Below are 25,227 nucleotides of genomic sequence, written 5' to 3' on the forward strand. Positions count from 1 at the left end.
AACCCCTCCGCCAGCGACCCCGGCAAAGCCCCTAGCAACGCTGGAAGGCCCGCCACGTGGACGTCGGAGCGACCGACAAGAATTGCTAGCCATGATTGCTAGCAACTCTTGCATCACCCCTTTGCATTCTCCATACTGCGGCCGGTTTATAAATTCAATAACAACACCTGAACCGTGGATAACCCGCTATGAGCACAGTAATCGCTCCGACTGCGTACAACTACAAGGTGGTCCGGCAGTTCGCCATCATGACGGTGGTCTGGGGAATCGTCGGCATGGGCCTGGGGGTGTTCATCGCCTCGCAACTGGTCTGGCCGCAGCTCAACTTCGACCTGCCCTACACCACCTTCGGCCGCCTGCGCCCCCTGCACACTAACCTGGTGATCTTCGCCTTCGGCGGCTGCGCACTGTTTTCGACGTCCTACTACGTGGTGCAGCGCACGTGTCAGACGCGGCTGATTTCCGACGGCCTGGCGGCGTTCACGTTCTGGGGCTGGCAGGCGGTGATCGTCAGCGCCATCATCACCCTGCCGCTGGGCTACACCACCACCAAGGAATACGCCGAGCTGGAATGGCCCATCGCCATCCTGCTGGCGATCGTGTGGATCTGCTACGCGATCACGTTCTTCGGCACCATCGTCAAGCGCAACACCAAGCACATCTACGTGGGTAACTGGTTCTACGGCGCGTTCATCCTGGTGACGGCGATGCTGCACATCGTCAACCACATCTCGCTGCCGGTGAGCCTGTTCAAGTCCTACTCGGCCTACGCCGGCGCCACCGACGCCATGATCCAGTGGTGGTACGGCCACAACGCCGTGGGCTTTTTCCTGACCACCGGTTTCCTGGGCATGATGTATTACTTCGTACCCAAGCAGGCCGAGCGGCCAATCTACTCCTACCGCCTGTCCATCGTGCACTTCTGGGCGCTGATCACCCTGTACATCTGGGCCGGCCCGCACCACCTGCACTACACCGCCCTGCCCGACTGGGCGCAGTCGCTGGGCATGGTGATGTCGATCATCCTGCTGGCGCCCAGCTGGGGCGGCATGATCAACGGCATGATGACCCTCTCGGGCGCCTGGCATAAGCTGCGCACCGACCCGATCCTGCGCTTTTTGGTGGTGTCACTGGCGTTCTACGGCATGTCCACCTTCGAAGGCCCGATGATGGCCATCAAGACGGTCAACTCGCTGTCCCACTACACCGACTGGACCATCGGCCACGTGCACGCCGGTGCCTTGGGCTGGGTGGCGATGATCTCCATCGGCGCCGTCTACCACATGATCCCGAAACTGTTCGGCCGCGCGCAGATGCACAGCATCGGCCTGATCAACGCGCACTTCTGGCTGGCCACCATCGGCACCGTGCTGTACATCGCCTCCATGTGGGTGAACGGTATCACCCAGGGCCTGATGTGGCGCGCCATCAACGACGACGGCACGCTCACCTACTCCTTCGTCGAGGCCCTGCAGGCCAGCCACCCTGGCTACATCGTGCGGGCACTGGGCGGCTCGTTCTTCGCCAGCGGTATGCTGCTGATGGCCTGGAACGTGTGGCGCACCGTGCGCGCCTCCACGCCTGAAGAAGCTGAGGCGGCCACCCAGATCGCCGTCGTGGGGGCTCACTGATGAAACATGAAGTGCTCGAGAAGAACATTGGCCTGCTGGCCTTCTTCATGGTCATCGCCGTGGCCATCGGTGGCCTGACCCAGATCGTCCCGCTGTTTTTCCAGGACGTCACCAACAAGCCCATCGAAGGCATGAAGCCGCGCCCGGCGCTGGAGCTGGAAGGCCGCGACGTGTTCATCGCCAACGGCTGCGTGGGTTGCCACTCGCAGATGATCCGGCCGTTCCGCGCCGAGACCGAACGCTATGGCCACTACTCGGTGGCCGGCGAAAGCGTGTGGGACCACCCCTTCCTGTGGGGCTCCAAGCGCACCGGGCCGGACCTGGCCCGGGTGGGCGGGCGCTACTCGGACGACTGGCACCGCGCGCACCTGTACAACCCGCGCAACGTGGTGCCCGAGTCGGTGATGCCGGCCTACCCGTTCCTGGTGGAGCGCAAGGTCGACGCCAGCCTGACCGCGAAGAAGATGCAAGTGCTGCGTGAACTGGGCGTGCCCTACACCGACGCCGACATCGCCGGCGCCGAGGCGGCCGTCAAGGGCAAGACCGAAATGGACGCACTGGTGGCCTACCTGCAAGGCCTTGGCACCCTCATCAAGAGCAAACGGTGACGCACATGGATATCGGAACCATCCGAGGCCTGGGCACCGTCGTGGTGATGGTGGCCTTTATCGGCCTGGCGTTGTGGGTGTTCAGCGGCCGGCGCAAGAAGGACTTCGACGAAGCCACCTTGCTGCCGTTCGCCGATGATCCCGACGCCATCGCCAAGGTGGAACAAGCCCAGGCGCAAGCGCGCGCGTCCAGGAGTGACAAGCAATGACAACGTTTTGGAGTCTGTACGTAACCGTCCTCACCCTGGGCACCATCGTGTCCCTGACCTGGCTGCTGTTCTCCACCCGTCGCGGGCAGCGCAGCGAGGCCACCGAGGAGACCGTGGGCCACTCGTTCGACGGCATCGAGGAATACGACAACCCGCTGCCCAAGTGGTGGTTCATGCTGTTCGTGGGCACCATCATCTTCGCCCTCGGCTACCTGAGCCTGTACCCCGGCCTGGGCAGCTGGACCGGCCTGCTGCCCGGCTACCAGTACCTGGACAACGACACCAAGAAGCAGTTTTCCGACGGCAAGACCGGCTGGACCGGCGTGCACGAGTGGGAAAAGGAAATGGCCCGCGCCGACGCCCGCTTCGGGCCGATCTATGCCAAATTCGCGGCCATGCCCATCGAAGAGGTGGCCAAGGACCCGCAGGCGCTGAAAATGGGCAGCCGCCTGTTCGCCAGCAACTGCTCGGTGTGCCACGGCTCCGACGCCAAGGGCGCCTACGGCTTCCCCAACCTGACGGATGAAGACTGGCGCTGGGGCGGCGAGCCCGCCACCATCGAGACCACCATCCTGGGCGGCCGCCACGCGGTGATGCCGGCCTGGGCCGAGGTCATCGGCGAACAGGGCGTGGCCGACGTCGCCGCCTTCGTCATCAGCCAGCTCGACGGCCGCAAGCTGCCCGACGACGCCAAGGCCGACGCCGCCAACGGCCAGAAAATCTTCGCCGCCAACTGCGTCGCCTGCCACGGCCCCGAAGGCAAGGGCACGCCGGCCATGGGCGCCCCCAACCTCACCCACCCGCAGGCGTTCATCTACGGCTCAAGCTTCGCCCAGCTGCAACAGACCATCCGCTACGGCCGCCAGGGCCAGATGCCGGCGCAGGAACTGCTGCAAGGCAAGGACAAGGTGCATTTGCTGGCGGCGTATGTGTACAGCCTTTCCCACGGAGACGAAAAGCCCCAGGACTAACCCGTAGCAGCTGCCGTCAGGCGGCGTCCGGCAACACACTGGCCGTGCCTGGCACTATGCGGCGCCTGTGACGCGGCCTAACGGCCGCTGCTACAGGATCTAACGACCGCGCTTCACCGTGAGGCTCACTGATGAGCAAGCAGATTCCGGTACATGATGTCACCCCGCCGGCCGCGAAAGGCGACAGCGTCGACCTGTACGCGTCGCGGGAGAAGATCTACACCCGGGCGTTCACCGGGGTGTTCCGCAACCTGCGGCGGGTGGGTGGGGCGTTCCTGTTCCTGCTGTATTTCGGCACCGTGTGGCTGAACTGGGGTGGCCACCAGGCGGTGTGGTGGAACCTGCCGGAGCGCAAGTTCTACATCTTCGGCGCCACCTTCTGGCCGCAGGACTTCATCCTGTTGTCGGGCATCCTCATTGTCAGCGCCTTCGGGCTGTTCTTCATCACCGTATTCGCCGGCCGCGTGTGGTGCGGCTACACCTGCCCGCAAAGCGTGTGGACATGGATTTTCATGTGGTGCGAGAAGGTCACCGAAGGCGACCGCAACCAGCGCATCAAGCTCGACAAGGCGCCCATGAGCGCCAGCAAGTTCGGGCGCAAGGCCGCCAAGCACGGCCTGTGGCTGCTGATCGGCTTCGTCACTGGCATGACCTTCGTCGGCTACTTCTCGCCCATCCGCGCGCTGGCCGGGGACTTCTTCAGCGGCCACGCCGACGGCTGGTCGTACTTCTGGGTCGGCTTCTTCACCCTGGCCACCTACGGTAACGCCGGCTGGCTGCGCGAGCAGGTGTGCATCTACATGTGCCCCTACGCGCGCTTCCAGAGCGTGATGTTCGACAAGGACACCCTCATCGTCTCCTACGACCCGCGCCGTGGCGAGAAACGCGGCCCGCGCAAGAAGGACGCGGACTACAAGGCCCAGGGCCTGGGCGACTGCATCGACTGCACGATGTGCGTGCAGGTGTGCCCCACCGGCATAGACATCCGCGACGGCCTGCAGATCGAGTGCATCGGCTGCGCCGCCTGCATCGACGCCTGCGACAGCATCATGGACAAGATGGACTACCCGCGCGGGCTGATCAGCTACACCACCGAGCACAACCTGTCCGGCCAGCAGACGCACAAGTGGCGGCCACGGCTGATCGGCTACGCCGTGGTGCTGCTGGTGATGATGGGCGTGCTGGCCGGGGCGTTCCTGACCCGCTCGCTGGTGGGTTTCGACGTCAGCAAGGACCGCGTGCTGTACCGCGAGAACGCCGAAGGGCGCATCGAGAACGTCTACAGCCTGAAGATCATGAACAAGGACCAGCGCGAGCATACCTACGTGATCGAGGCCAGCGGCCTGCCCGACCTGCGCCTGCAGGGCCGCAACGAAATCCGCGTGGCGGCCGGCGACATCGTCAGCCTGCCCGCCGAGCTGTCGGTAGCCCCCGAACAACTGCCTTCCAGCACCAACGAGGTGTACTTCAGCCTCAAGGACGCCGACGACGGCGCGGTGCATGTGCAGGCCAAAAGCCGTTTCATCGGCCCCCAAGTACGCTAAGGAACCCCCATGTTCAACGCCACGGCTGACGCCGCCACCCCTTGGTACAAGCACCTCTGGCCGTGGATACTCATCGCCATGCTGGCCTGCTCGGTAGCCCTCACCCTGTCCATGGTGACCATCGCCGTGGAGCACCCCGACAACCTGGTCACCGACAACTACTACGAGGCCGGCAAGGGCATCGCCCGCTCGCTGGAGCGCGAGCAGCTGGCGGTGGACCTCAAGCAGCGCGCCGACGTGACCCTGGACAGCCTCACCGGCGAGGTCGACGTGCAGCTCAGCGGCGCCAGCCAGCCAGCGCAGATCACCCTGAACCTGGTGTCGCCGACGCAGCCGGAGAAAGACCGTCGCATCGACCTGAACGCCGCCGGCAACGGCCGCTACGTGGGCCATGTGGTGGACCAGGTGCAGGGCCGGCGTTTCGTCGAGCTGCTAGGCGTGCAGGACGGCAAGACCTGGCGCCTGTTCGAGGAAGAACAGGTCAACCCGGACAAGCCCCTGACCCTGGGCGACGAGCCCCTGCAGGCCGCCGAAGCACCGCAGCGCTGATGCAAGCATGATTACCGCCTGCTACCACTGCGCCCTCCCCGTGCCACCCGGCCGCCCGTTCACGGCCCCGGTGCTGGGCCAGCCCCGCGACTTCTGCTGCCCGGGCTGCCAGGCCGTGGCCCAGGCCATCGTCGACGGTGGCCTGGCCAGCTATTACCAGCACCGCGACCAGGCTTCGGCCAACCCCCAGGCACTGCCGCGCCAGTTGCCCGACGAACTGGCGCTGTACGACCGCGCCGACGTGCAGCAGGGCTTCGTCCACGCCCAGGGCCCGCTGCGCGACACCACCCTGATGGTCGAAGGCATCACCTGCGCGGCCTGTGGCTGGCTGATCGAAAAACACCTGCGCAGCCTGGCAGGCGTGGTCGAGGCGCGGCTGAACCTGTCCAACCACCGCCTGTTCGTGCAATGGGCGGACGACCAGCACACCTTGAGCCAACTGCTGGCCGAGCTGCGCCACATCGGCTACGCCGCCCACCCGTGGCAGGCCGACCGCGCCGCCGAGCAATTGGCCGCCGATAACCGCCGCGCCCTGCGCCAGCTGGGGGTGGCCGGCCTGCTGTGGTTCCAGGCGATGATGGCGACCATGGCCACCTGGCCGGAATTCAACATCGACCTCAGCCCGCAGCTGCACACCATCCTGCGCTGGGTGGCGATGTTTCTGACCACGCCCATCGTCTTCTACAGCTGCGCGCCGTTCTTTCAGGGCGCCCTGCGTGACCTGCGCACCCGCCACCTGACCATGGACGTGTCGGTGTCGCTGGCCATCGGCGGCGCCTACCTGGCGGGTATCTGGACCGCCGTCAGCGGCAGCGGCGATTTGTACTTCGACGCCGTGGGCATGTTCGCCCTGTTCCTGCTGGCCGGCCGCTACCTGGAGCGCCGCGCCCGCGAGCGCACGGCGGCGGCCACCGCGCAGTTGGTCAACCTGCTGCCACCCTCGTGCCTGCGCCTGGATGGCCAAGGCCATGCCGAGCGCATCCTGCTGGCCGAACTGGCCCTGCACGACCGCGTGCAGGTGCTGCCCGGCGCGGTGATTCCTGCCGACGGCCGCATCCTCCACGGCCAGTCCAGCGTCGACGAGTCGCTGCTGACCGGCGAATACCTGCCGCTGCCGCGCCAGCCCGGCGACAGCGTCACCGCCGGCACCCTCAACGTCGAGAGCAGTCTGACCATCGAAGTCACGGCGCTTGGCAGCGACACCCGGCTGTCGGCCATCGTCCGCCTGCTGGAACGCGCACAGGCGCAGAAACCCCGCCTGGCGCAGCTGGCCGACCGCGCGGCGCAGTGGTTCCTGTTGTTCTCCCTGGGCTGCGCGGCGGCCATCGGCCTGCTGTGGTGGCACCTGGATGCCGGCCGCGCGTTCTGGGTGGTGCTGGCCATGCTGGTCGCCAACTGCCCCTGCGCGCTGTCGCTGGCCACCCCCACCGCCCTCACCGCCGCTACCGGCAGCTTGCACCGCCTGGGCCTGCTGCTGACTCGCGGGCATGTGCTGGAAGGCCTGAACCAGGTCGACACGGTGATCTTCGACAAGACCGGCACGCTCACCGAGGGCCGCCTGCAACTCACCAGCATCAAGCCCTTGGCGCACCTGGACAGCGACCATAGCCTGGCCCTGGCCGCCGCGCTGGAAAGCCGCTCCGAACACCCCATCGCCCGTGCCTTCGGCCACGCGCGCCTGGTGGCCGAGCAAGTGCGCAGCGAGCCGGGCCTGGGCCTGGAAGGTTGCGTCGAGGGCCAACCGCTGCGCATCGGCAACCCGGCCTGGGCCTGCGCCCTGAGCGCCAGCCCGGCCCCCATGCCACCCGACGACCGCGGCCAGTGGCTGCTGCTGGCCGACGACCGCCAGCCGCTGGCCTGGTTCGGCCTCGATGACCGCCTGCGCGAGGACGCCAAGGCCTTGCTGGACGCCTGCCGTGCGCGCGGCTGGCAGACCTGGCTGCTGTCCGGCGACAGCTCGCCCATGGTCCACGGCGTCGCCACCGCCCTGGGCATCGACCAGGCCCAGGGCAGCCTGGCGCCGGACGCCAAGCTGGCCGTGCTGCAGCGCCTGCGCGGCCAGGGCCGCAAGGTGCTGGTGGTGGGCGACGGCGTCAACGACGTGCCGCTGCTGGCCGCGGCCGATGTCAGCGTGGCCATGGGCAGCGCCACGGACCTGGCCCGCACCTGCGCCGACGCCGTGCTGCTCAACAACCGCCTGGCCACCCTGGTGCAGGCCCTGCACATGGCCCGCCGCACCCGCCGGGTGATTATCCAGAACCTGGTGTGGGCGGCGCTGTACAATGGCCTGATGCTGCCCTTCGCCGCCGCCGGGCTGATCACGCCGATCTGGGCGGCGCTGGGCATGTCGGCCAGCTCCCTGACCGTGGTGCTCAACGCCCTGCGCCTGGCCCGGGTGCCCGCGCCCCGACGCCCGGCGGCGACGCCCACCACCCTTGCGACACCGGAGCTTGCATGCCCGCCCTCTACATCATGATTCCCGCCGCACTGGTGGTGGTCGCCATCGCCATCTACGTGTTCTTCTGGGCGGTGGACAGCGGCCAGTACGACGACCTCGACGGCCCGGCCCACAGCATCCTGTTCGACGACCAGGACCCACGCCACCAGGCCGCCGTCGACGAGGTCAACACCGCCAAGGACAACGCAATCAAGGACAAGGCGCCGCCCCATGCTTGAGCTGGCCCCGCAACTGGTGTCGGCGCTGATCCTGGGGCTGTTGGGCGGCGGCCATTGCCTGGGCATGTGCGGTGGCCTGATGGGCGCCCTGACCCTGGCCATCCCGCCCGAGCAGCGCGGCCGCCGCCTGCGCCTGCTACTGGCCTACAACCTGGGGCGCATCGGCAGCTACGCCTGCGCCGGACTGCTGCTGGGCCTGGCCGGCTGGGCGCTGGCCACCAGCCCCGCGGCCATGGCCTTGCGGGTGGTGGCGGCGCTGCTGCTGATTGCCATGGGCCTGTACCTGGGCGGCTGGTGGAGCGGCCTGGTGCACATCGAACGCCTGGGCCGTGGCCTGTGGCGGTTGATCCAGCCCATGGCCGGGCGCCTGCTGCCCGTCAGCAGCCTGCCGCGTGCGTTGCTGCTGGGGGGGCTATGGGGCTGGCTGCCCTGCGGGCTGGTGTACAGCACCCTGCTGTGGGCCGCCAGCCAGGGCAACGCCGGCCACAGCGCGCTGTTGATGCTGGCCTTCGGCCTGGGCACCTGGCCGGTGCTGCTGGCCACCGGCCTGGCCGCCGAGCGCACTCGCCAGCTGCTGCGCAGGCGCGGGGTGCGTGCGGCCGGTGGCCTGCTGGTGATCGCGTTTGGCCTGTGGACCCTGCCCGGCCCGCACCAGCACTGGCTGATGGGCCATTGAGCGGCGCTTGATGCACGTCAATACCGGTTGGCACGGGCGTCCCTAGACTAGCGAGCATGCACGCAAACCCGGGGAACCCGCATGCTCGACACCCTTGTCTGGGACGCTGACCTGATCCGCCGTCACGATCAGCCAGGCCCGCGCTACACGTCCTACCCAACCGCGGTTCAATTCAACAACCAGGTTGGCTCATTCGACCTGCTGCATGCCCTGCGCGACAGCCGCAAGGCCATGCGCCCGTTGTCGCTGTACGTGCACCTGCCGTTCTGCGCGCACATTTGCTACTACTGCGCCTGCAACAAGGTCATCACCAAGGACCGCGGTCGCGCCCAGCCCTACCTGCAACGCCTGGAACAGGAGATCCAGCTGATCGCCTGCCACCTGGACCCGCGCCAGCCCGTGCAGCAGTTGCACCTGGGCGGCGGCACGCCGACCTTTCTCAGCCATGACGAACTGCGCCAGCTGATGGCAACCCTGCGCAGCCACTTCAACCTGCGCCTGGACGACAGTGGCGACTACGGCATCGAGATCGACCCGCGCGAGGCCGACTGGTCGACCATGGGCCTGCTGCGCGAGCTGGGTTTCAACCGCGTCAGCATCGGCGTGCAGGACTTCGACCCGCAGGTGCAGCGCGCGGTGAACCGCCTGCAGAGCCTGGAGGAGACCCGCGCCATCATCGAGGCCGCGCGCACCCTGCAGTACCGCTCGGTGAACCTGGACCTGATCTATGGCCTGCCGCGCCAGAGCGTCGAGAGCTTCGGGCGCACTGTAGACGAGGTGATCCAGTTGCAGCCCGATCGCCTGTCGGTGTTCAACTACGCGCACCTGCCCGAGCGCTTCATGCCCCAGCGGCGCATCGACCACGTCGAGCTGCCACCGCCGGGGGTGAAACTGCAGATGCTGCAACGCACCATCGAGCAGCTGACCGGCGCCGGCTACCGCTACATCGGCATGGACCACTTCGCCCTGCCCGACGACGACCTGGCCATCGCCCAGGAAGAAGGCCAGCTGCAGCGCAACTTCCAGGGCTACACCACCCACGGCCATTGCGACCTGATCGGCCTGGGCGTGTCAGCCATCAGCCAGGTGGGCGACCTCTACAGCCAGAACAGCAGCGACCTCAACGAATACCAGGCCGCCCTGGCCGATGCCCAGCTGGCCACCGCCCGCGGCCTGGGCTGCAGCGCCGATGACCGCCTGCGGCGGGCGGTGATCCAGCAGCTGATCTGCCATTTCGAGCTGACGTTTGCCGACATCGAACAACGCTTCAACGTGGATTTTCGCGGCTACTTCGCCGATATCTGGCCGCAACTGCAGGCCATGGCCGCCGATGGCCTGATTGAATTGAACGACGCGGGCATGACCGTGCGCCCGGTGGGCCGCCTGCTGGTGCGCTCATTGTGCATGCTGTTCGACGCACACCTTGAACTGCACAACCGCCAGCGTTTCTCCCGTGTCATCTGAGCCCGCCGGCTTACTTCGCCGCCAGCGCCCCGGCCTGGATCACCTGCTCGGGCGACAGGTTCTGGTCCTTCATGGCCTGCCCCAGGCTGTTGGTGGCCACCAGCAACGCTGCGTTGATGGCGTTGATCGCGCTTTGCAGCGCGGCCATGCGCGCCTGGCGCTGCTGCGCGGGCAAGTCCTTGTCGTTGGCCAGGGCCTGCAGCTCGGCCATTTTCTCGGCCAGCTGCTTCTTCAATTCGCGGATCATTTTCAGGGTTTGCTGGATGGTCGGCGGCAACCCGCTTTCTTCTATGTCCTTATTGTTACTTTGGCTTGCAGCCTTGCTCACCCCTACCGCAGACAGGGTCACAGACACCGCCGGCGTGGCTGCAGGCTCGGTGCCATCATTGCTGGCCGTGGGCTGCGGATTACTGTCATGAATCTGCCATTGGCTGGTGGTCGGCGTGTTGCGCGGGTCGAAAGTGAGCATCGCAAGGCTCCATGCGGATAGCGTGATGTCATTTGTATCGACAATGAAATAAATAACTTGAGGCGCTTTCCATGACTAAACCGCGGCTGGTCTCATACGTTTCAAAAGCGTACCCTTACAGTCATTGTGTGTTTTTCCAAAGGATTTGAACTGATGTCCGAGCCAGTAAAAGTACGTACTGTCACTCAGGCCCACTGCAAGGATTGCAGCCTGGCACCCCTGTGCCTGCCCCTGTCGTTGAACCTGGAAGACATGGACGCCCTGGACGAGATCGTCAAGCGTGGCCGCCCGCTGAAGAAAGGCGAATACCTGTTCCGCCAGGGCGACCGCTTCGGTTCCGTGTACGCCGTGCGCTCCGGCGCGCTGAAAACCTTCAGCCTCAGCGACGGTGGCGAAGAGCAGATCACCGGCTTCCACCTGCCCAGCGAACTGGTGGGCCTGTCGGGCATGGACGCGGAGGCCTACCCGGTCACCGCCCAGGCCCAGGAAACCACGTCGGTGTGTGAAATACCCTTCGAACGCCTGGACGAACTGAGCGTGCAATTGCCCCAGCTACGGCGCCAGCTGATGCGCGTGATGAGCCGGGAGATTCGCGACGACCAGCAGATGATGTTGCTGCTGTCGAAGAAATCCGCCGACGAACGGATCGCCACGTTCCTGGTCAACCTCTCCGCGCGGTTCCGCGCCCGCGGCTTCTCGGCCAACCAATTCCGCCTGAGCATGTCGCGCAACGAGATCGGCAATTACCTGGGACTGGCCGTGGAGACGGTGTCGCGGGTGTTCACGCGCTTCCAGCAAAGCGAACTGATTGCCGCCGAGGGCAAGGAGATCCACATCCTCGACCCGATCCAGTTGTGCGCCCTGGCCGGCGGCACCCTGGAAGCCTGATTTCGACCTGACCGATCGAACAGGTATACTGGCGGGCATATTTTGCCTGCCAGGACCTTCCCACGATGGTTATCGATACCTTCAGCTTCAAATCCCTGATCCGCCCCGTCGTGGACTTCCCCAAGCCCGGTGTCATCTTCCGTGACATCACCCCACTGTTCCAGTCGCCCAAGGCGCTGCGCATGGTGATCGACAGCTTCGTGCACCGCTACATCGACGCCGACTTCACCCACATCGGCGCCATGGACGCCCGCGGCTTCCTGATCGGCTCCATCGTCGCCCACGAGCTGAACAAGCCGCTGATCCTGTTCCGCAAGCAGGGCAAGCTGCCCGCCGACGTGCTGGCCGAGGGCTACAAGACCGAATACGGCGAAGCGTTCCTGGAAGTGCACGCCGACAGCCTGTGCGAAGGCGACTCGGTGATTCTGTTCGACGACCTGATCGCCACCGGTGGCACCCTGATCGCTGCCGCCAATCTGGTGCGCCGCATGGGCGCGCGCGTGCATGAAGCCAGCGCGATCATCGACCTGCCGGAGCTGCTGGGTTCCCAGCGCCTGGAAGACATGGGCATTCCGACGTTCTGCCTGACCAACTTTGCGTTGACCGACATGTAATGCCAGACGCGGCCTGCGGCCGCTGCTACGGGGTTTGTAGCAGCGGCCGCAGGCCGCGTCCGCCGCACCGCCAATTCAAAGACTGATCGGCTTGCGCCCGGCAAACGAATGCGCCAGCGTGCCGCCGTCGACCATCTCCAGCTCGCCGCCCAGCGGCACGCCGTGGGCAATGCGCGACGCTACCAGGCCCTTGCTGGCCAGCAGTTGGGCGATGTAATGGGCCGTGGCCTCGCCTTCAACCGTGGGGTTGGTGGCCAGGATCACCTCGGTGAAGGTGCCCTGCGCTTCGATGCGCGCCATCAGTTGCGGAATGCCGATGGCCTCCGGGCCCAGGCCGTCCAGCGGCGACAGGTGGCCCTTGAGCACGAAGTAGCGGCCACGGTAGCCGGTCTGCTCCACCGCATACACGTCCACCGGGCCTTCCACCACGCACAGCAGGGTGTCGTCACGGCGGTGGTCGGCGCATTGCGGGCACAGGTCCTGCTCGGTCAGCGTGCGGCACAGGCGGCAGTGGCCCACGCCTTCCATGGCCTGGCTCAAGGCCTGGGCCAGCCGGGTGCCGCCGCTGCGGTCACGCTCCAGCAGTTGCAGCGCCATGCGTTGGGCGGATTTCTGACCCACGCCTGGCAAGGTGCGCAGGGCGTCGATCAGTTGGCGGATCAGTGGGCTGAAGCTCATGGGGTAAACGCCTGACAAAAACAACGAGACGCGGTTTATACCCGCGCCTCCGGGTGGCGTCAAATGCTCACGCCTCTGACATTTTGACCACCAGCTTGCCGAAGTTGCGCCCCTGCAGCAGGCCGATGAACGCCTCGGGTGCATTCTCCAGGCCGTCCACTACGTCCTCGCGGAAGCGCACCCTGCCGTCCCGTACCCACGGCAGCATGGCCGCGGTGAATTCGGCCTGGCGGTCGCCGAAGTCGTCGAAGACGATAAAGCCCTGCATGCGGATGCGCTTGGTCAGCAGCAGCCGTGGCAGCAGCGACAGGCGGTCGGGGCCGGCCGGCAGTTCCGTGGCGTTGTACTGGGCGATCAGCCCACACACCGGAATGCGCGCGCAGGGGTTGAGCAGCGGCATCACCGCGTCGAACACCGCGCCGCCGACGTTCTCGAAATAGATGTCGATGCCCTGGTCGCAAGTGGCGGCCAGGTCCTGGGCGAAGGTTGGCGACTTGTGGTCCAGGCAGGCATCGAAGCCCAGTTCGTCCACCACGTAGCGGCACTTATCGGCACCACCGGCCACACCCACCACTTTCAAGCCCTTGAGCTTGGCCACCTGCCCCACCACCGAACCTACGGCGCCGGACGCTGCGGCCACCACCAGGGTTTCACCGGCCTTGGGCTCGCCGATGTGCATCAGCCCCATGTAGGCAGTCATGCCGGGCATGCCCAGCACGCCCAGGGCCAGGGACGGGTTGGGGATGCCGGCGGGCAGCACGATGAGGTCGTCGCCGTTGGAGATGCTGTGGCTCTGCCAGCCGGTCATGCCCACCACCTGGTCGCCCACATGGTATTTGGGGTGGCGCGACTGCTCGACCACGCTCACGGCGCCGCCGGTCATCACCTCGTCGATCTGCACCGGCGCGGCGTAGGACGGCGCGTCGCTCATGCGCCCACGCATGTAGGGGTCCAGCGACAGATAGAGGGTGCGCAGCAGCACCTGGCCGTCTTCAAGGTCCGGCAGCGCCGCGCGCTCCAGGCGGAAGTTTTCCGGGGTGGGGGCGCCCTTGGGGCGCGACACCAGCACGATGCGCTGGTTGAGGGTGAGGTCCTGTGACATCGAAGGGCTCCTTGGTAGAGGGCAATACAGATGCAGACCCTACCACGCCCCACGACGTTCCCCGTAGCAGCGGCCGAAGGCCGCGTCCCAGGCACCACGTTCCCCCCTGACGCGGCCTGGCGGCCGCTGCTACAGGATAAAACAACAATGCCAGGCGGGTGCCTGGCATTGGGGTGCAGCGCAAGGTGCCTTAGAACGGCATCTTGAAACCTGGAGGCAGTTGCATGCCAGCGGTCATGCCGCCCATTTTTTCCTGGCTGTTGGCTTCGATCTTGCGCACGGCGTCGTTGACGGCGGCGGCGATCAGGTCTTCCAGCACTTCCTTGTCTTCCTGCATCAGGCTGTCATCCAGGCTAATGCGCTTGACGTCGTGACGACCGGTCATCACCACGCTCACCAGGCCGGCGCCGGATTGACCGGTCACTTCGGCGTTGGCCAGTTCTTCCTGCATCTTGGCCATTTTTTCCTGCATCTGCTGCGCCTGCTTCATCAGGCCGGCCATGCCACCTTTCATCATGGGGATCACCTCATCGGTTGTTTGGTTGGCCGCACGGCGCCTCGCTCAGGAGGCACCGCGCGTGGTTAACGGGTTACTGGCTTTGGCTGACCAAAGCGTCGACAGGTTCAATAGTATCCTCACGCACCACCGCGCCGAACTGGCGAATCATCTGCTGGATGAACGGATCGCCATGGATCGAGGCCTCGGCTTCGCCCTGGCGCTCGGCGCGGCGACGCGACGCCGCCTGGGCCGGGGTTTCCTGCTCGGGGCGGATCAGTTCCATGGTCAGCGTGAGAGTGCGGCCGTGGTACTGGTTCAGCGCCTCGTTCAGGCGGCGCTGCTGGGTGGCGTTGAACAGCGCGCTGTGGGCCGGGTCCAGGTGCAGCAGCCAGTGGTCGCCGTCCACGGCAATCAGGGTGCAGTTGGCGGCGATGCTGCCGGTCATGCCGGAAATCGGCAGCTTGGGGAACAGTTCGAGCCATTGCAGGGCCAGGCCGGTGGCCGGCTTGGAGGCTGGCAGCGGCTCGGGGGCGGCAACCGGCTCGGGCGCGCTCTCGCTGGCCAGTTCGTCCAGGTAGCTGTAGCCCCCGGCGTCCATGTCCGGCGCGTAGTAGTCCTCGTCCATCGGCGGCTCGTCGTCGCGGTCCATGCCGGCGGGCAGGTACTCGATGGGTGGCACGTCCATTTCCGGTGCCGGCGGCACCACGCTGGCGGGCACGGGCGTCGGCATGGGCGTGAGCGCCGGCTGTTCGGCGACCACGTCCAGCAGGGGTTCTTCCAGGGGCACCGGCAACGGGTCCGGCTCGACCTGGGCGGCGGGCGGCGGCTCGATGGGCGCCGGCTCGTTCCACGGCAGGTCGACATCGGCCACGGCCGGCGCTGGCTGGGCCGGTGGCTCAGGGGTGGGTGCAGGCGCGGGCGGCGCCACCACCGGTGCGGGCGGTGGCGCGACAGGAGCCGGTACGGGGGCGGCAATGGCCGCCACGGTGGGCGCGGCAGCCGGGGCTTGCGGGGACTCAGCCGTGGCTTGGCTGGTCCCCACCGGCTTTAGCACCGGCCTGGGGGCATCGCCGGTATCCGCCGGGCGGAAGGCCAGCATGCGCAGCAGCACCATCTCGAAGCCGCTGCGTGGGTCCGGTGCCAGCGGCAGGTCACGACGGCCGATCAGACCCATCTGGTAATAAAACTGTACGTCCTCGGCCGGCAGCGCCTGGGCCACCGCCAGCACCCGGTCACGGTCGCCGTGGCCGTTGTCCACGGCCTCCGGCAACGCTTGGGCCACGGCCACGCGGTGCAGCACGTTGAGCATTTCCGCCAGCACGCCGTTCCAGTCCGGGCCCTGTTCGGCCAGGTGGCGCACGGCTTCCAGCAACGCACGGGCGTCGCCTTCGAGCAGCGCCTGCAGCACGCCGTATACCTGGCCGTGGTCCAGGGTGCCGAGCATGGCGCGCACATCAGCGGCCAATACCTTGCCTTCACCGAAGGCAATGGCCTGGTCGGTGAGGCTCATGGCGTCGCGCATCGAGCCATCGGCGGCGCGGCCCAGCAGCCACAGGGCGTCGTCCTCGAACGGCACCTGTTCGGCGCCCAGCACGTGGCTGAGGTGCTCGACCACCCGCTCCGGGGTCATGTTCTTCAGGGAGAACTGCAGGCAGCGCGACAGGATGGTGGCCGGCAGCTTCTGCGGGTCGGTGGTGGCGAGGATGAACTTGACGTAGGGCGGCGGCTCTTCCAGCGTTTTCAGCAATGCGTTGAACGAGTGGCTGGACAGCATGTGCACTTCGTCGATCAGGTAGACCTTGAAGCGCCCGCGGCTCGGGGCGTACTGCACGTTGTCGAGCAGCTCGCGGGTGTCCTCGACCTTGGTGCGGCTGGCGGCGTCGATCTCGATCAGGTCGACGAAGCGGCCCTCGTCGATCTCGCGGCACACCGAACATTCGCCGCATGGCGTAGAAGTAATGCCGGTCTCGCAGTTCACGCACTTGGCGATGATACGGGCGATGGTGGTCTTGCCCACGCCGCGGGTACCGGTGAACAGGTAGGCGTGGTGCAGGCGCTGGTTGTCCAGCGCATTGATCAGAGCCTTGAGCACATGGGTCTGGCCAACCATTTCGCGGAAGGAGCGCGGACGCCATTTACGGGCAAGAACCTGATAACTCATCGAAAACCGTCGCAACTAGAATGCCAAAGACCGCTAATCGTAGCGGAGCAGGGGCAAAAATGCATCCAATGCTTGCCGATCAAGCGTCACCGGGCATGACGAAGGCCAGATAGTGGCTAAGCTGATGGCTTGTACGCGTTTTTACGGCATGGAGACGCCGATGCGCCTGACCTTGACCGCGCTGCTGCTGATTGCCGGCCAATGCCTGGGGGCGCCCGCGCCGCTGCGCTTTTCCATCGCCGAAAGCTGGACCATGCCCCTGGTGCAAGTGACCAATGGCGCACCTACCCAGGGCATCCTGTACGACATGATGCAGAGCCTGGCGCGCCAGGTGGGGGCGCCCGCCGAGTTCCACGTCATCGCCCGCCTGCGCCTGCAGGCGGCCATGGAGCATGGCGACGTGGACGTGCGCTGCTACGCCGCCCAGTCATGGCTGCCGGGGCTGTCGGGCGACTATATATGGAGCCTGCCGCTGGTCACCCAGCGCGACTACCTGGTGGCCCGCGCCGACGACAGCCAGCCCGTGAACCTCGACACCCTGCCCGCCCAGCCCATCGGTACCGTGCTGGGCTACACCTATGACGCCCTGCAGGCGCGCCTGGCCAGCGGCCAACTGGTCCGCGACGACGCCCGCGGCCAGGACCAGGTGCTGCAGAAGCTGCTGGCGCGCCGCTACCGCTACGCCATGACCAACAAGCTGTCCCTGGACTGGTTCAACCGGCAATTGCCGCCGGCCCAGCAGCTCAAGCCGGTGGCCTTCGTCGAGGAGCAGGCGCTGGGCTGCTACGTGCGCAACGACCCGGCGGTGCCGGTGCAACGGATACTGCGCACCCTGCTGCGCATGAAGATGTCCGGCGAGATCGACCAACTGGTGCAGCACTACACCGGAACCCCGTAGCAGCTGCCGAAGGCTGCGTCAGCTCCCCGCGCGCTACCGGGGACGCAGCCTTCGGCAGCTGCTACGGATTGTTGTATCATCCTCGACAAGTTGATTCAAAATGTAAGGGAATACAATGAAATACCTGCGCCCCCTCCTGGCCGCGGCGTTGCTGTGCGCCGTGCAACTTCCCACCTACGCCGATGCGCCGCCCGCCGCCGCGCAAACCCGCCCGGCCATGACCGCCAAGCAGCTGCTGGCTTCGCTCAAACCCCAGCACGGCACCGTCCAGCTGCCGGGTGACATCGCCACCCTGACGCTCAACGACGACTTCTATTACCTGTCCCCCGACGACACCGAGCGCGTGCTGAACATCGGCTGGGGCAACCCGCCCGGCATCAAGACCCTGGGCATGATCGTGCCGAAGGCCACCAACCTGCTGTCTGAAGGCGGCTGGGGCGTGATCGTCAGCTACACCGAGGACGGCCACATCGCCGACGATGACGCGGCCAAGATCGACTACAACCAGTTGCTCAAGGACATGCAGGCCGAGGACGAGGACGACAACAAGGCGCGCCACGAGCAAGGCTACGACGGCATTACCCTGGTGGGCTGGGCCGAACCGCCGCACTACGACCAACAGAGCCACAAGATCTACTGGGCCAAGGAACTGAAGGCCGAGCACGCCGACGTCAACAGCCTGAACTACAGCATTCGCGTGCTGGGGCGCAAAGGCGTGCTGGAGCTCAACGCCGTGGCCGCCATGAGCGACCTGCCGACCATCAAGCGCGAACTGCCCCAGGTGATGGGCTTCGCCGATTTCACCGACGGCAACCGCTACGCCGACTACAGCCCTGCCACCGACAAGCTGGCCGCCTACGGCCTGGCCGCGCTGGTGGCGGGCGGCGTCGCCAGCAAGGCCGGCTTGTTCGCCAAGCTGGGGCTGATGCTGCTGGCGCTGAAGAAGTTCGTGATCATCGGCGTGGTGGCCGTCGCGGCGTTCCTGCGCAAGCTGTTCAGCCGCCAGCGCTGAAGGCCATCACGACGCCACGGCGGCAGGCCCCAGCAACGCCTCGGTGCTATGGCTGAAGCCGCCGTCGTCGGTGCCCAGCATGCGGTTGTAGATCAGGCGGCTGAGCACCGACTGCGGCAGGTTGAAGTTGCGCCGGAACGGCGTGACGACCCATTCATTGGCCATGGTTTTCTCCATCAGCCGCTCGAAACTGCCCACCACGGTCTTGGCCGCATGGTCGCGGCTGACCCCGCCACGCTGGTAGAACGCCGCGGCATCCCGTGCTGCCCGGTACAGCACGTTGCACACCTGGGCCACGGTATAGCTGCGCAACGCCGTGATGATCATGGCTCGGGTCTTGTCGCCGGCGCGGTAGCCCAGGCGGTACTCCTCCAAGGCCATCTCCAGGAACGCCAGGCATTCGAGCAACGCCAGTTCGTCGCAGCAGGCGCGCAGCTCCGTTGCCCCGGCGAGGAGGAAACCAGGGTGCAGGACGTGATGCTCCAGCAAATCGTACAGCGCAGGCCCGGCAACACCCGGCACGGTGGGCAACCAGCGCACTTCATTGAAGTGCACGCGGGCGTTCTGGTCCTTGTCGAGGTCGATGGCGGCCGGGTCCGAGGCCGGGTCCACGGCGATCACCCCCGCGCGCCACAGGTCATTGATCAGCTCCCGGTCCATGTCACGCTGGGGCGTCAGCCGTTCCTGGCGCACCTGGCAGTAGGGGCGGATGTGCGACAGGTCCTCGCTGCCGGCGTACTTCAGCAAGGCCAGCAGGTACAGGCAGTGGCGTGGCGCCAGCGCCGACAGCGGCCGCCCCTCGGCCATGGCCTGCTCGAACGCCTGCACGATGCGCAGGCGCTTGGCGATGGCCAGTTGTTCCTGTTCGCTGGCCTGGCATGCGTCGCAGCGAAACGGCCGCCCCTCGCTGCGGGAAATGAAATCGGTGCGGGTGGCGAACAGCAGCGGCTCGGCGCAGCGTGCGCATTTCATCACCGTGGACCAGGCCCGGGAATGGCGCCGCACCACGGCCGTCAGCTCGGACTGGCTCAGGCCTTCGTCGCGGTAGATGCGCGCCACGGTCTCGGCGAACCGCCCGCTGTCGGCGTCCAGGCGCCAGTAGCGCAGGCACAGGGCACGTATCTCGGGGTCGGCGTCCAGGTACTCGATATACAGGCCTGGGTGTTCGGTCATGGGGCTGGTCTCGGGTGGCTTTTACAGTGCCACCACTGTAGAGCCCCCGCCGTGGCGAGGAAGCCGGACGGGTCCCAAGCAAAAGCGTGAAATTTCCGAAGACTGTGAAGTGCGCTTCCTACAAACGCGCCCGGGGCAACGCGGTGCCAAGGACGCGGCCTGGGGCCGCTGCTACGGGGTTAGTAAGTGCCTACCACGTGGCGTACGCGCTCCAGGGCATGGCGCAGCGCGCCCATGTCCACCGAGCCCAGCGCCAACCGGATGGCGTGGGGCACGTGCGCCGAGGTGGCGAACGGCTCGGCGGTCGACACCGCCACCTGCTCGCGCAACAGTGCCACGGCCACCTGGTCGGCGCGCAGTTCTTCAGGCAGCGGCAGCCAGATGAAGTAGGACGCAGGGTGGCGCACCAGCGGCATGCCCTTGAGCACCTGCCCTGCCAGGGCTTGCCGGGCGCGCGCGTCCTGGCGCTTGTAGGCCTCGCACTGGCTGACGGTGCCGTCCTTCAGCCACTGGCAGGCGATGGCCGTCATCACCCCCGGGGTGTTCCAGTGGGTGGCGCGGATCATCCGCTCGATAGCGGCCACCCACGGCAGCGGCGCCGCCACGAAGCCCACGCGCAGGCCGGTGGCCACGCTCTTGGAAAACCCCGACACATAGACCGTCCGTTCCGGCGCGAAGGTGGCCAAGGGTGGCGGTGCGTCCTCTACCAGAAAGGCGTAGGCAGCGTCCTCGATCACTATCAGATCATGCCGACGCGCCACCGCCGCCAGGTGTTCACGCTGGGTGACGTCCATCACCCAACCCAGCGGGTTCTGCAGGGTCGGCATGCAGTACAGCGCCCGCACGCGACGGCGCTGGCACAACGCATCCAGCGCCTCGAGGTCAGGCCCTTGCCCTTTCACCGGGATCGGCACCAGTTCCACCCGATGGGCCTCGGCGACAATCTTGAAGCCGGGGTAGGTCAAGGCATCCACTGCCACCACGTCACCGGGCTGCAGCAGCCCCATCACCGTCACCGCCAGGCCGTGCTGGGCGCCCGTGACAATCAGCGTCTGTTCGGCGCTCACCTCCAGCCTCTGGGCCTGCAGGTACCCCGCCATCGCCGCGCGCTCCAGCGGCCGGCCGGCATGAGGCTGGTAGCGCAGCAGCGCCTCCAGGTCGCCGGCGGTAGCAAGGTTGCGCAGCGCTGCGCGCAGCCTGTCGGCCTGGCCGGGCATGGAGGGGTAATTGAAATTGAGGTCGAGCATGCCGGCGGCCACGGGCGCCTGGTCCACGCCGTGGCCGGCGGGCAACTGGGTGTCGCGCACGAAGGTGCCGCGGCCGGTCTCGCCACTGACCAGGCCCATGGTCGCCAGCTCGGCGTACACCCGCGTCGCCGTCACCAGCGCCAGGCCATGCTCGCCGGCCAGCTCGCGATGGGTAGGCAAGCGCGTGCCGGGCAGCAGGCGGCCGGCATGAATGTCAGCAGCAAAGCGGTCCACCAGTTGCTTGTAACGAGCGCGGGCCATAGGCAGATGTATCCATGACAATCATTTGATTGTGCTGATTTTCGCTCCTAGGATGGATCGCCTGCAATCCCCACTCCCTTCAGGAAACGCCATGGAACGCACCAGCACCACCGCCCCCTTCGCCAAGCCCTCCAGCGGCTGGCTCAACGGTTTCATCGGCGTGCTGATCTTCAGCGGCTCGCTGCCCGCCACGCGCCTGGCGGTGCTGGATTTCGACCCGTTGTTCCTCACCGTTGCCCGCGCCACGCTGGCGGGCCTGCTGGCCCTGGCCGTATTGCTGTTGTTCAAGGAGCGGCGCCCGGGGCGTGGGCAGCTGTTCTCGCTGGGCATCGTGGCGCTGGGCGTGGTGGTCGGCTTCCCGCTGCTGACGGCCCTGGCGCTGCGCCATGTCACCTCTGCCCATTCCATCGTCTTCCTCGGCCTGCTGCCCATGGCCACGGCGATGTTTGCCGTGCTGCGCGGCGGCGAGCGGCCGCGGCCGGCGTTCTGGCTGTTCTCGGTGATCGGTGCCCTGCTGGTGGTCGGCTACGCCTTGGCCCAGGGGGTAGCGGCAGCGCCACTCGGCGACCTCCTGATGCTCGGCGCGGTGCTGGTCTGCGGCCTGGGCTACGCCGAAGGCGCTGCCCTGTCGCGCAGCCTGGGCGGCTGGCAGGTGATCTCCTGGGCGCTGGTGCTGGCCCTGCCCTTCATGGCCGTGGCCACGGCGCTGCTGATGCCGCCCAGCTTCGCCAACGTGCACCTGGCCGGCTGGTTGAGCCTGGGCTACGTGGCGTTGTTCAGCATGTTCATCGGCTTTGTGTTCTGGTACCGCGGCCTGGCCCAGGGTGGCATCGCGACGGTGGGGCAATTGCAGTTGCTGCAACCGTTCTTCGGCCTGGCGTTGGCAGCGACGGTGCTCGGGGAGCAAGTGAGCTGGGGAATGCTGGGGGTGACGATGGGCGTGATTGGCTGTGTGGCCGGGGTGCGGCGGTTCGGGCGCTGAGGCCAGTACCGGCATCTTGCTTGACACTCGTGCACCGCGCCAAGCAGTGTAGAGGCGCACCACAGTCAATCTTCTTCCCTGCCAAGGATGCCTATGCCGACTGTAATGGATTACGCCGCCCTGCTCGCCCTCGCCGAGAAAACCGCCGCCGTTGCCATTCCCTGTAGCTGTACCGCCAAACCCCTGGTGGGGTGGGAGGGCTGGCCGGTAACCCTGCGCGAAGCCCAGTTCACCCAGGTGGGCACCCTTGCGCAGTTCGACGCCGACCAGGCCACGCTTGACGAATACCACCCCGCAGGCACCAGTTACTGGTCAGCGCACGCGCCCATCGCGCCGCTGTATTACCCCTACAACCAATGCGGGGTGTGGCAATGCAGCGCGTGCGGGCGGGCCTACCTGCGCTACAACGACGATGGCGCCTACCATTCCGAAAGCCGCATCCGGCTGCTTGGCGCCACATTGCTGGTGGACGCCCCGCACCCGCACGGCGGGCGCTGACAGCCTAGGCGTACCAACGGCTCAAGGGCATGGGCTGCCCGCCCTGCACAGCCTGCACCGTAGTGAACAGGTCGATCATGCGCAGCAGGTAGGTATGCTGCTCGCGCAGTGTCGCCGCGCCCTGCCGCGCAATGGCCTGGCGCTCGTCCTCGTGTTCCAGGTAATAGGCGCAGATCTCCAGCAGGTCCTGGGTGTCACGGAAAATCACCAGGTCCTTGCCGTTGGTGAACAGCTTGCCCAGGTCCTGCTTGTCGTTGGTCAGCAGGAAACCGCCGCAACTCAGCACATCGAAAATGCGCATTGGCAGCCCGTACTCGACGAACGAGCGGCTGAGGTTGAGGTTGATCTTCGACTGCTGGAAAATCTTCGGCATCGTCTCGAAATGATCCGCGTGCCCGGCATATCCCTGAATCTGTCCTTCCCATTCGCTGTTGCCGTACACCCGCAGGTCGAAACGCTGTTCAACCTGGCGCACCAGGCCAATTCGCTCTTGCCAGGAGTGTTCGCGCGCGAGCAGGTAAGCCAGCTTTTCCGCGGGGCTGAGCAAGTGTTCGCCGGTGAGCCCGTAGCCGGATTCCCGGTTGACGTCGGCAATCAGCGCCTCGTCGATGTGCTCGGCCAGGGTAAAGGTTGCGCTGGGTTGGTCCAACGACTGGATCAACGCCGCGCAGCGAGCGCTGGTGCTTGGCGATAACCTGGGCTGGATCAGCGAGGCGTACTCGGTCCTGGTCAGGTTGGCGACAAAACTGATGTCGTGCACAAGGTCCACGGCCGCGCCTTGTTGCTGGAGCTGCTCGATGCGCCCCGGGTTGGCGGCCACCGGCAAATGGTAAATCTGCCGCACCCCACGCGCCCTCAAGCGCTGGGCAATGGCCGCGTCGTAGGCGAAGGTGAAACTGTGCGAATGTTTGACGGCGCCGTCGTAGAGCGGATAACACGGCGTATCGATGACCCACGCCAGGTAGGTGACCTTCAGCAGTTCGCAGACTTCGGAGATGTAGCGGTTGAAGTTGATGGTCAGCACATAGTCCGGCCGGCTGCTCATCAAGCCCATCACGTTATCTTCGGTGATGGGCAGGCAGGTAACGCGAAAGCCGAGGGTGCGCAGCGCGTCGGCGCAGTCCCGGGACACCACCGGCGCCTCGAATACCACGACCAGGGCGGCCGATTGGGGATGTTCAGCGTCCACGGCAAAGTCTCTGAAAGTGAAGGTCGAAAGCCTACCATAGCAGGGGTGGCGGCCCTAGACGCAGCCTGCGGCAGCGGCTACGTGAGTCTAGAGTTGCTTTATCCGCCCTACAGCAGAAACGGAAATTCCATGTTCAAACGGACCTTGGCGATCCTCGCCGCCCTCACCACGCTTCCCGCCCATGCCGGCACCCTGTGCAACCTGGTGACCGACGCGAAAACCTCCGCCGTCCTTGAGCAAACCGGCGACTGCACCACCCGAGTCACCCCCGCCTCCACCTTCAAGCTCGCCATCAGCCTGATGGGCTTTGACGCCGGTTACCTGCACGACGCCCACACCCCGGTGCTCAACTACCAACCCGGCGACCCCGACTGGGGTGGTGCCAACTGGCTGCAACCCACCGACCCGGCGCGCTGGATCAAATACTCGGTGGTCTGGTATTCCCAGCGCATCACCCATGCGCTGGGCGCCGCCAAGGTCGGCCACTACACCCGCGCGTTCCGCTACGGCAACGCCGACCTGTCTGGCGACCCGGGCAAAGGCAACGGCATGGACCGCGCCTGGATCGGCTCCTCGCTTAAAATCTCGCCGGTGGAACAGGCCGCGTTCCTGCAACGGCTGGTGAACCGCACGTTGCCGGTGAGCCGCCATGCCATGGACCTGACTGCGCGGCTGGCGCTGATTGATGAACGCCCTGACGGTTGGGAAATACATGGCAAGACGGGCATGGCGTACCCACGCGATGCCAATGGCGTTAGCGATGAAGCCCATGGCTATGGATGGTTTGTGGGGTGGGGCATGAAGGCTGGGCGCACGGTGGTGTTCGTACGGCTGGTACAGGACGAGCAGGCAGGGGGTGTTTCAGCAGGATTGCGAGCGCGTGGGGAACTGCTACGCGATTGGCCCACAATAACAACCCACCCGTAGCAGCTGCCGAAGGCGGCGTCCGAGGTTTCCAGGGTGCCCGGTCGTAACGCGGGGGCTTTGGACGCGGCCTGTGGCCGCTGCTACGTGCGGTGTACCTGACATGGCGCCCACGCGCGCCCGTAGCAGCGGCCGCAGGCCGCGTCCGAGGTTGCCGGAAATATTGTTGAACGCCACAAAGACAAAACCCCCACCTGCCTTCGCAGATGGGGGTTTCGGAATTTAATCTTGACGATGACCTACTCTCACATGGGGAAACCCCACACTACCATCGGCGATGCATCGTTTCACTGCTGAGTTCGGG

At 66.3% G+C, this 25,227-nt stretch carries 25 protein-coding genes and 1 rRNA gene; 17 read left to right on the forward strand and 9 right to left on the reverse strand.

Features of this window, described 5'->3' with window-relative positions; all coding sequences use genetic code 11:
- Positions 1-188 precede the first annotated feature (188 nt).
- The 10 genes from ccoN (at position 189) to hemN (ending at position 10,328) form a co-directional block, all read left to right on the forward strand.
- Positions 189-1,631, forward strand: a complete 1,443-nt coding sequence (gene ccoN / locus AC0Z2B_RS28260; RefSeq protein WP_476301058.1) for a cytochrome-c oxidase, cbb3-type subunit I — start codon at positions 189-191, stop codon at positions 1,629-1,631.
- Entirely contained in the window at positions 1,631-2,239 is a 609-nt protein-coding gene (gene ccoO / locus AC0Z2B_RS28265) for a cytochrome-c oxidase, cbb3-type subunit II (protein WP_416425858.1), read from the forward strand. Before ccoN ends, ccoO begins: the two co-directional genes overlap by 1 nt.
- A 5-nt stretch (positions 2,240-2,244) precedes the next feature.
- Positions 2,245-2,448: a cbb3-type cytochrome oxidase subunit 3 gene (locus AC0Z2B_RS28270; protein WP_416425859.1), complete on the forward strand. Its 204-nt coding sequence runs from the start codon at positions 2,245-2,247 to the stop codon at positions 2,446-2,448.
- Positions 2,445-3,419 (forward strand): cytochrome-c oxidase, cbb3-type subunit III, encoded by a 975-nt coding sequence (ccoP, locus tag AC0Z2B_RS28275; protein ID WP_473003830.1) that lies wholly within the window; start codon positions 2,445-2,447, stop codon positions 3,417-3,419. Before AC0Z2B_RS28270 ends, ccoP begins: the two co-directional genes overlap by 4 nt.
- A 131-nt stretch (positions 3,420-3,550) precedes the next feature.
- Positions 3,551-4,963, forward strand: a complete 1,413-nt coding sequence (ccoG, locus tag AC0Z2B_RS28280) for a cytochrome c oxidase accessory protein CcoG (RefSeq protein WP_476301061.1) — start codon at positions 3,551-3,553, stop codon at positions 4,961-4,963.
- A 9-nt stretch (positions 4,964-4,972) separates the two neighbouring features.
- Positions 4,973-5,512: a FixH family protein gene (locus AC0Z2B_RS28285; protein ID WP_476301063.1), complete on the forward strand. Its 540-nt coding sequence runs from the start codon at positions 4,973-4,975 to the stop codon at positions 5,510-5,512.
- 7 nt (positions 5,513-5,519) lie between these two features.
- Entirely contained in the window at positions 5,520-7,988 is a 2,469-nt protein-coding gene (locus tag AC0Z2B_RS28290; protein WP_476301064.1) for a heavy metal translocating P-type ATPase, read from the forward strand.
- Positions 7,967-8,188 carry a cbb3-type cytochrome oxidase assembly protein CcoS gene (gene ccoS, locus AC0Z2B_RS28295; protein WP_476301066.1) on the forward strand — a complete coding sequence of 74 codons (222 nt, stop codon included), beginning with the start codon at positions 7,967-7,969 and terminating at the stop codon, positions 8,186-8,188. Before AC0Z2B_RS28290 ends, ccoS begins: the two co-directional genes overlap by 22 nt.
- Complete coding sequence (locus AC0Z2B_RS28300) at positions 8,181-8,864, forward strand: sulfite exporter TauE/SafE family protein (RefSeq protein WP_476301068.1); 684 nt, start codon at positions 8,181-8,183, stop codon at positions 8,862-8,864. The genes ccoS and AC0Z2B_RS28300 overlap by 8 nt, the downstream gene beginning before the upstream one ends.
- An 81-nt stretch (positions 8,865-8,945) precedes the next feature.
- A complete protein-coding gene (gene hemN / locus AC0Z2B_RS28305; RefSeq protein ID WP_476301070.1) occupies positions 8,946-10,328 on the forward strand; it encodes an oxygen-independent coproporphyrinogen III oxidase in 1,383 nt (460 codons plus the stop codon).
- Between the two features lie 10 nt (positions 10,329-10,338).
- Here hemN and AC0Z2B_RS28310 read toward each other — a convergent pair whose 3' ends face one another.
- Positions 10,339-10,797, reverse strand: a complete 459-nt coding sequence (locus tag AC0Z2B_RS28310; RefSeq protein ID WP_476301072.1) for a hypothetical protein — start codon at positions 10,795-10,797, stop codon at positions 10,339-10,341.
- Positions 10,798-10,950: 153 nt separating this feature from the next.
- Between AC0Z2B_RS28310 and fnr the strand changes: the two genes are divergently transcribed.
- Together fnr and AC0Z2B_RS28320 are read left to right on the forward strand one after the other, a co-directional pair.
- The gene (gene fnr, locus AC0Z2B_RS28315) at positions 10,951-11,685 is read left to right on the forward strand and encodes a fumarate/nitrate reduction transcriptional regulator Fnr (RefSeq protein ID WP_416425871.1); all 735 of its coding nucleotides are present in this window, start codon (positions 10,951-10,953) and stop codon (positions 11,683-11,685) included.
- A gap of 65 nt (positions 11,686-11,750) precedes the next feature.
- Entirely contained in the window at positions 11,751-12,299 is a 549-nt protein-coding gene (locus AC0Z2B_RS28320; RefSeq protein ID WP_416425873.1) for an adenine phosphoribosyltransferase, read from the forward strand.
- A 75-nt stretch (positions 12,300-12,374) separates the two neighbouring features.
- On the opposite strand, the gene recR is transcribed toward AC0Z2B_RS28320, so the two are convergent.
- The 4 genes from recR to dnaX form a co-directional block, all read right to left on the reverse strand.
- Complete coding sequence (gene recR / locus AC0Z2B_RS28325; protein WP_416425874.1) at positions 12,375-12,977, reverse strand: recombination mediator RecR; 603 nt, start codon at positions 12,975-12,977, stop codon at positions 12,375-12,377.
- Between the two features lie 67 nt (positions 12,978-13,044).
- Positions 13,045-14,079, reverse strand: coding sequence for an NADP-dependent oxidoreductase (locus AC0Z2B_RS28330; RefSeq protein ID WP_476301075.1), 1,035 nt, complete (start codon positions 14,077-14,079; stop codon positions 13,045-13,047).
- Positions 14,080-14,269: 190 nt separating this feature from the next.
- Positions 14,270-14,596 (reverse strand): YbaB/EbfC family nucleoid-associated protein, encoded by a 327-nt coding sequence (locus AC0Z2B_RS28335; protein WP_027981427.1) that lies wholly within the window; start codon positions 14,594-14,596, stop codon positions 14,270-14,272.
- A gap of 73 nt (positions 14,597-14,669) precedes the next feature.
- A complete protein-coding gene (gene dnaX, locus AC0Z2B_RS28340; RefSeq protein ID WP_476301078.1) occupies positions 14,670-16,739 on the reverse strand; it encodes a DNA polymerase III subunit gamma/tau in 2,070 nt (689 codons plus the stop codon).
- A 160-nt stretch (positions 16,740-16,899) separates the two neighbouring features.
- On the opposite strand from dnaX, the gene AC0Z2B_RS28345 reads away from it, so the two are divergent.
- Positions 16,900-17,637, forward strand: a complete 738-nt coding sequence (locus AC0Z2B_RS28345) for a substrate-binding periplasmic protein (protein WP_473003847.1) — start codon at positions 16,900-16,902, stop codon at positions 17,635-17,637.
- A gap of 115 nt (positions 17,638-17,752) precedes the next feature.
- Positions 17,753-18,649, forward strand: a complete 897-nt coding sequence (locus AC0Z2B_RS28350) for a DUF2167 domain-containing protein (protein WP_476301080.1) — start codon at positions 17,753-17,755, stop codon at positions 18,647-18,649.
- 6 nt (positions 18,650-18,655) lie between these two features.
- On the opposite strand, the gene AC0Z2B_RS28355 is transcribed toward AC0Z2B_RS28350, so the two are convergent.
- The gene (locus tag AC0Z2B_RS28355; RefSeq protein ID WP_476301082.1) at positions 18,656-19,822 is read right to left on the reverse strand and encodes a hypothetical protein; all 1,167 of its coding nucleotides are present in this window, start codon (positions 19,820-19,822) and stop codon (positions 18,656-18,658) included.
- A gap of 179 nt (positions 19,823-20,001) precedes the next feature.
- Positions 20,002-21,330, reverse strand: a complete 1,329-nt coding sequence (locus AC0Z2B_RS28360; protein ID WP_476301084.1) for an aminotransferase-like domain-containing protein — start codon at positions 21,328-21,330, stop codon at positions 20,002-20,004.
- Positions 21,331-21,421: 91 nt separating this feature from the next.
- Between AC0Z2B_RS28360 and AC0Z2B_RS28365 the strand changes: the two genes are divergently transcribed.
- Positions 21,422-22,312, forward strand: a complete 891-nt coding sequence (locus AC0Z2B_RS28365) for a DMT family transporter (RefSeq protein WP_416425887.1) — start codon at positions 21,422-21,424, stop codon at positions 22,310-22,312.
- Positions 22,313-22,405: 93 nt separating this feature from the next.
- A complete protein-coding gene (locus AC0Z2B_RS28370; protein WP_416425889.1) occupies positions 22,406-22,810 on the forward strand; it encodes a hypothetical protein in 405 nt (134 codons plus the stop codon).
- A 4-nt stretch (positions 22,811-22,814) separates the two neighbouring features.
- Here the strand turns inward: AC0Z2B_RS28370 and AC0Z2B_RS28375 are convergent, their stop codons facing one another.
- On the reverse strand, positions 22,815-23,999 hold the full coding sequence (locus AC0Z2B_RS28375) for a CgeB family protein (RefSeq protein WP_476301086.1): 1,185 nt from the start codon (positions 23,997-23,999) through the stop codon (positions 22,815-22,817).
- A 129-nt stretch (positions 24,000-24,128) separates the two neighbouring features.
- On the opposite strand from AC0Z2B_RS28375, the gene blaOXA reads away from it, so the two are divergent.
- The gene (blaOXA, locus tag AC0Z2B_RS28380; RefSeq protein WP_476301088.1) at positions 24,129-24,926 is read left to right on the forward strand and encodes a class D beta-lactamase; all 798 of its coding nucleotides are present in this window, start codon (positions 24,129-24,131) and stop codon (positions 24,924-24,926) included.
- 223 nt (positions 24,927-25,149) lie between these two features.
- Here blaOXA and rrf read toward each other — a convergent pair.
- Positions 25,150-25,227 (reverse strand): 5S ribosomal RNA (rrf, locus tag AC0Z2B_RS28385); the annotation flags it as partial.

The sequence above is a fragment of the Pseudomonas sp. GYB4201 genome (assembly GCF_056312595.1).

Excerpts from the sequence above, each read along its gene's own strand:
- AC0Z2B_RS28345 (WP_473003847.1), top strand. The coding sequence starts at position 16,900 with ATGCGCCTGACCTTGACCGCGCTGCTGCTGATTGCCGGCCAATGCCTG.
- AC0Z2B_RS28365 (WP_416425887.1), top strand. The coding sequence starts at position 21,422 with ATGGAACGCACCAGCACCACCGCCCCCTTCGCCAAGCCCTCCAGCGGC.
- AC0Z2B_RS28330 (WP_476301075.1), bottom strand. The coding sequence starts at position 14,079 with ATGTCACAGGACCTCACCCTCAACCAGCGCATCGTGCTGGTGTCGCGC.
- blaOXA (WP_476301088.1), top strand. The coding sequence starts at position 24,129 with ATGTTCAAACGGACCTTGGCGATCCTCGCCGCCCTCACCACGCTTCCC.
- ccoG (WP_476301061.1), top strand. The coding sequence starts at position 3,551 with ATGAGCAAGCAGATTCCGGTACATGATGTCACCCCGCCGGCCGCGAAA.
- AC0Z2B_RS28355 (WP_476301082.1), bottom strand. The coding sequence starts at position 19,822 with ATGACCGAACACCCAGGCCTGTATATCGAGTACCTGGACGCCGACCCC.
- AC0Z2B_RS28300 (WP_476301068.1), top strand. The coding sequence starts at position 8,181 with ATGCTTGAGCTGGCCCCGCAACTGGTGTCGGCGCTGATCCTGGGGCTG.
- AC0Z2B_RS28370 (WP_416425889.1), top strand. The coding sequence starts at position 22,406 with ATGCCGACTGTAATGGATTACGCCGCCCTGCTCGCCCTCGCCGAGAAA.
- AC0Z2B_RS28270 (WP_416425859.1), top strand. The coding sequence starts at position 2,245 with ATGGATATCGGAACCATCCGAGGCCTGGGCACCGTCGTGGTGATGGTG.
- ccoS (WP_476301066.1), top strand. The coding sequence starts at position 7,967 with ATGCCCGCCCTCTACATCATGATTCCCGCCGCACTGGTGGTGGTCGCC.
- ccoO (WP_416425858.1), top strand. The coding sequence starts at position 1,631 with ATGAAACATGAAGTGCTCGAGAAGAACATTGGCCTGCTGGCCTTCTTC.
- AC0Z2B_RS28290 (WP_476301064.1), top strand. The coding sequence starts at position 5,520 with ATGATTACCGCCTGCTACCACTGCGCCCTCCCCGTGCCACCCGGCCGC.
- AC0Z2B_RS28320 (WP_416425873.1), top strand. The coding sequence starts at position 11,751 with ATGGTTATCGATACCTTCAGCTTCAAATCCCTGATCCGCCCCGTCGTG.
- recR (WP_416425874.1), bottom strand. The coding sequence starts at position 12,977 with ATGAGCTTCAGCCCACTGATCCGCCAACTGATCGACGCCCTGCGCACC.
- hemN (WP_476301070.1), top strand. The coding sequence starts at position 8,946 with ATGCTCGACACCCTTGTCTGGGACGCTGACCTGATCCGCCGTCACGAT.
- fnr (WP_416425871.1), top strand. The coding sequence starts at position 10,951 with ATGTCCGAGCCAGTAAAAGTACGTACTGTCACTCAGGCCCACTGCAAG.
- AC0Z2B_RS28335 (WP_027981427.1), bottom strand. The coding sequence starts at position 14,596 with ATGATGAAAGGTGGCATGGCCGGCCTGATGAAGCAGGCGCAGCAGATG.
- AC0Z2B_RS28360 (WP_476301084.1), bottom strand. The coding sequence starts at position 21,330 with ATGGCCCGCGCTCGTTACAAGCAACTGGTGGACCGCTTTGCTGCTGAC.
- AC0Z2B_RS28310 (WP_476301072.1), bottom strand. The coding sequence starts at position 10,797 with ATGCTCACTTTCGACCCGCGCAACACGCCGACCACCAGCCAATGGCAG.
- ccoN (WP_476301058.1), top strand. The coding sequence starts at position 189 with ATGAGCACAGTAATCGCTCCGACTGCGTACAACTACAAGGTGGTCCGG.
- ccoP (WP_473003830.1), top strand. The coding sequence starts at position 2,445 with ATGACAACGTTTTGGAGTCTGTACGTAACCGTCCTCACCCTGGGCACC.
- AC0Z2B_RS28285 (WP_476301063.1), top strand. The coding sequence starts at position 4,973 with ATGTTCAACGCCACGGCTGACGCCGCCACCCCTTGGTACAAGCACCTC.
- dnaX (WP_476301078.1), bottom strand. The coding sequence starts at position 16,739 with ATGAGTTATCAGGTTCTTGCCCGTAAATGGCGTCCGCGCTCCTTCCGC.
- AC0Z2B_RS28350 (WP_476301080.1), top strand. The coding sequence starts at position 17,753 with ATGAAATACCTGCGCCCCCTCCTGGCCGCGGCGTTGCTGTGCGCCGTG.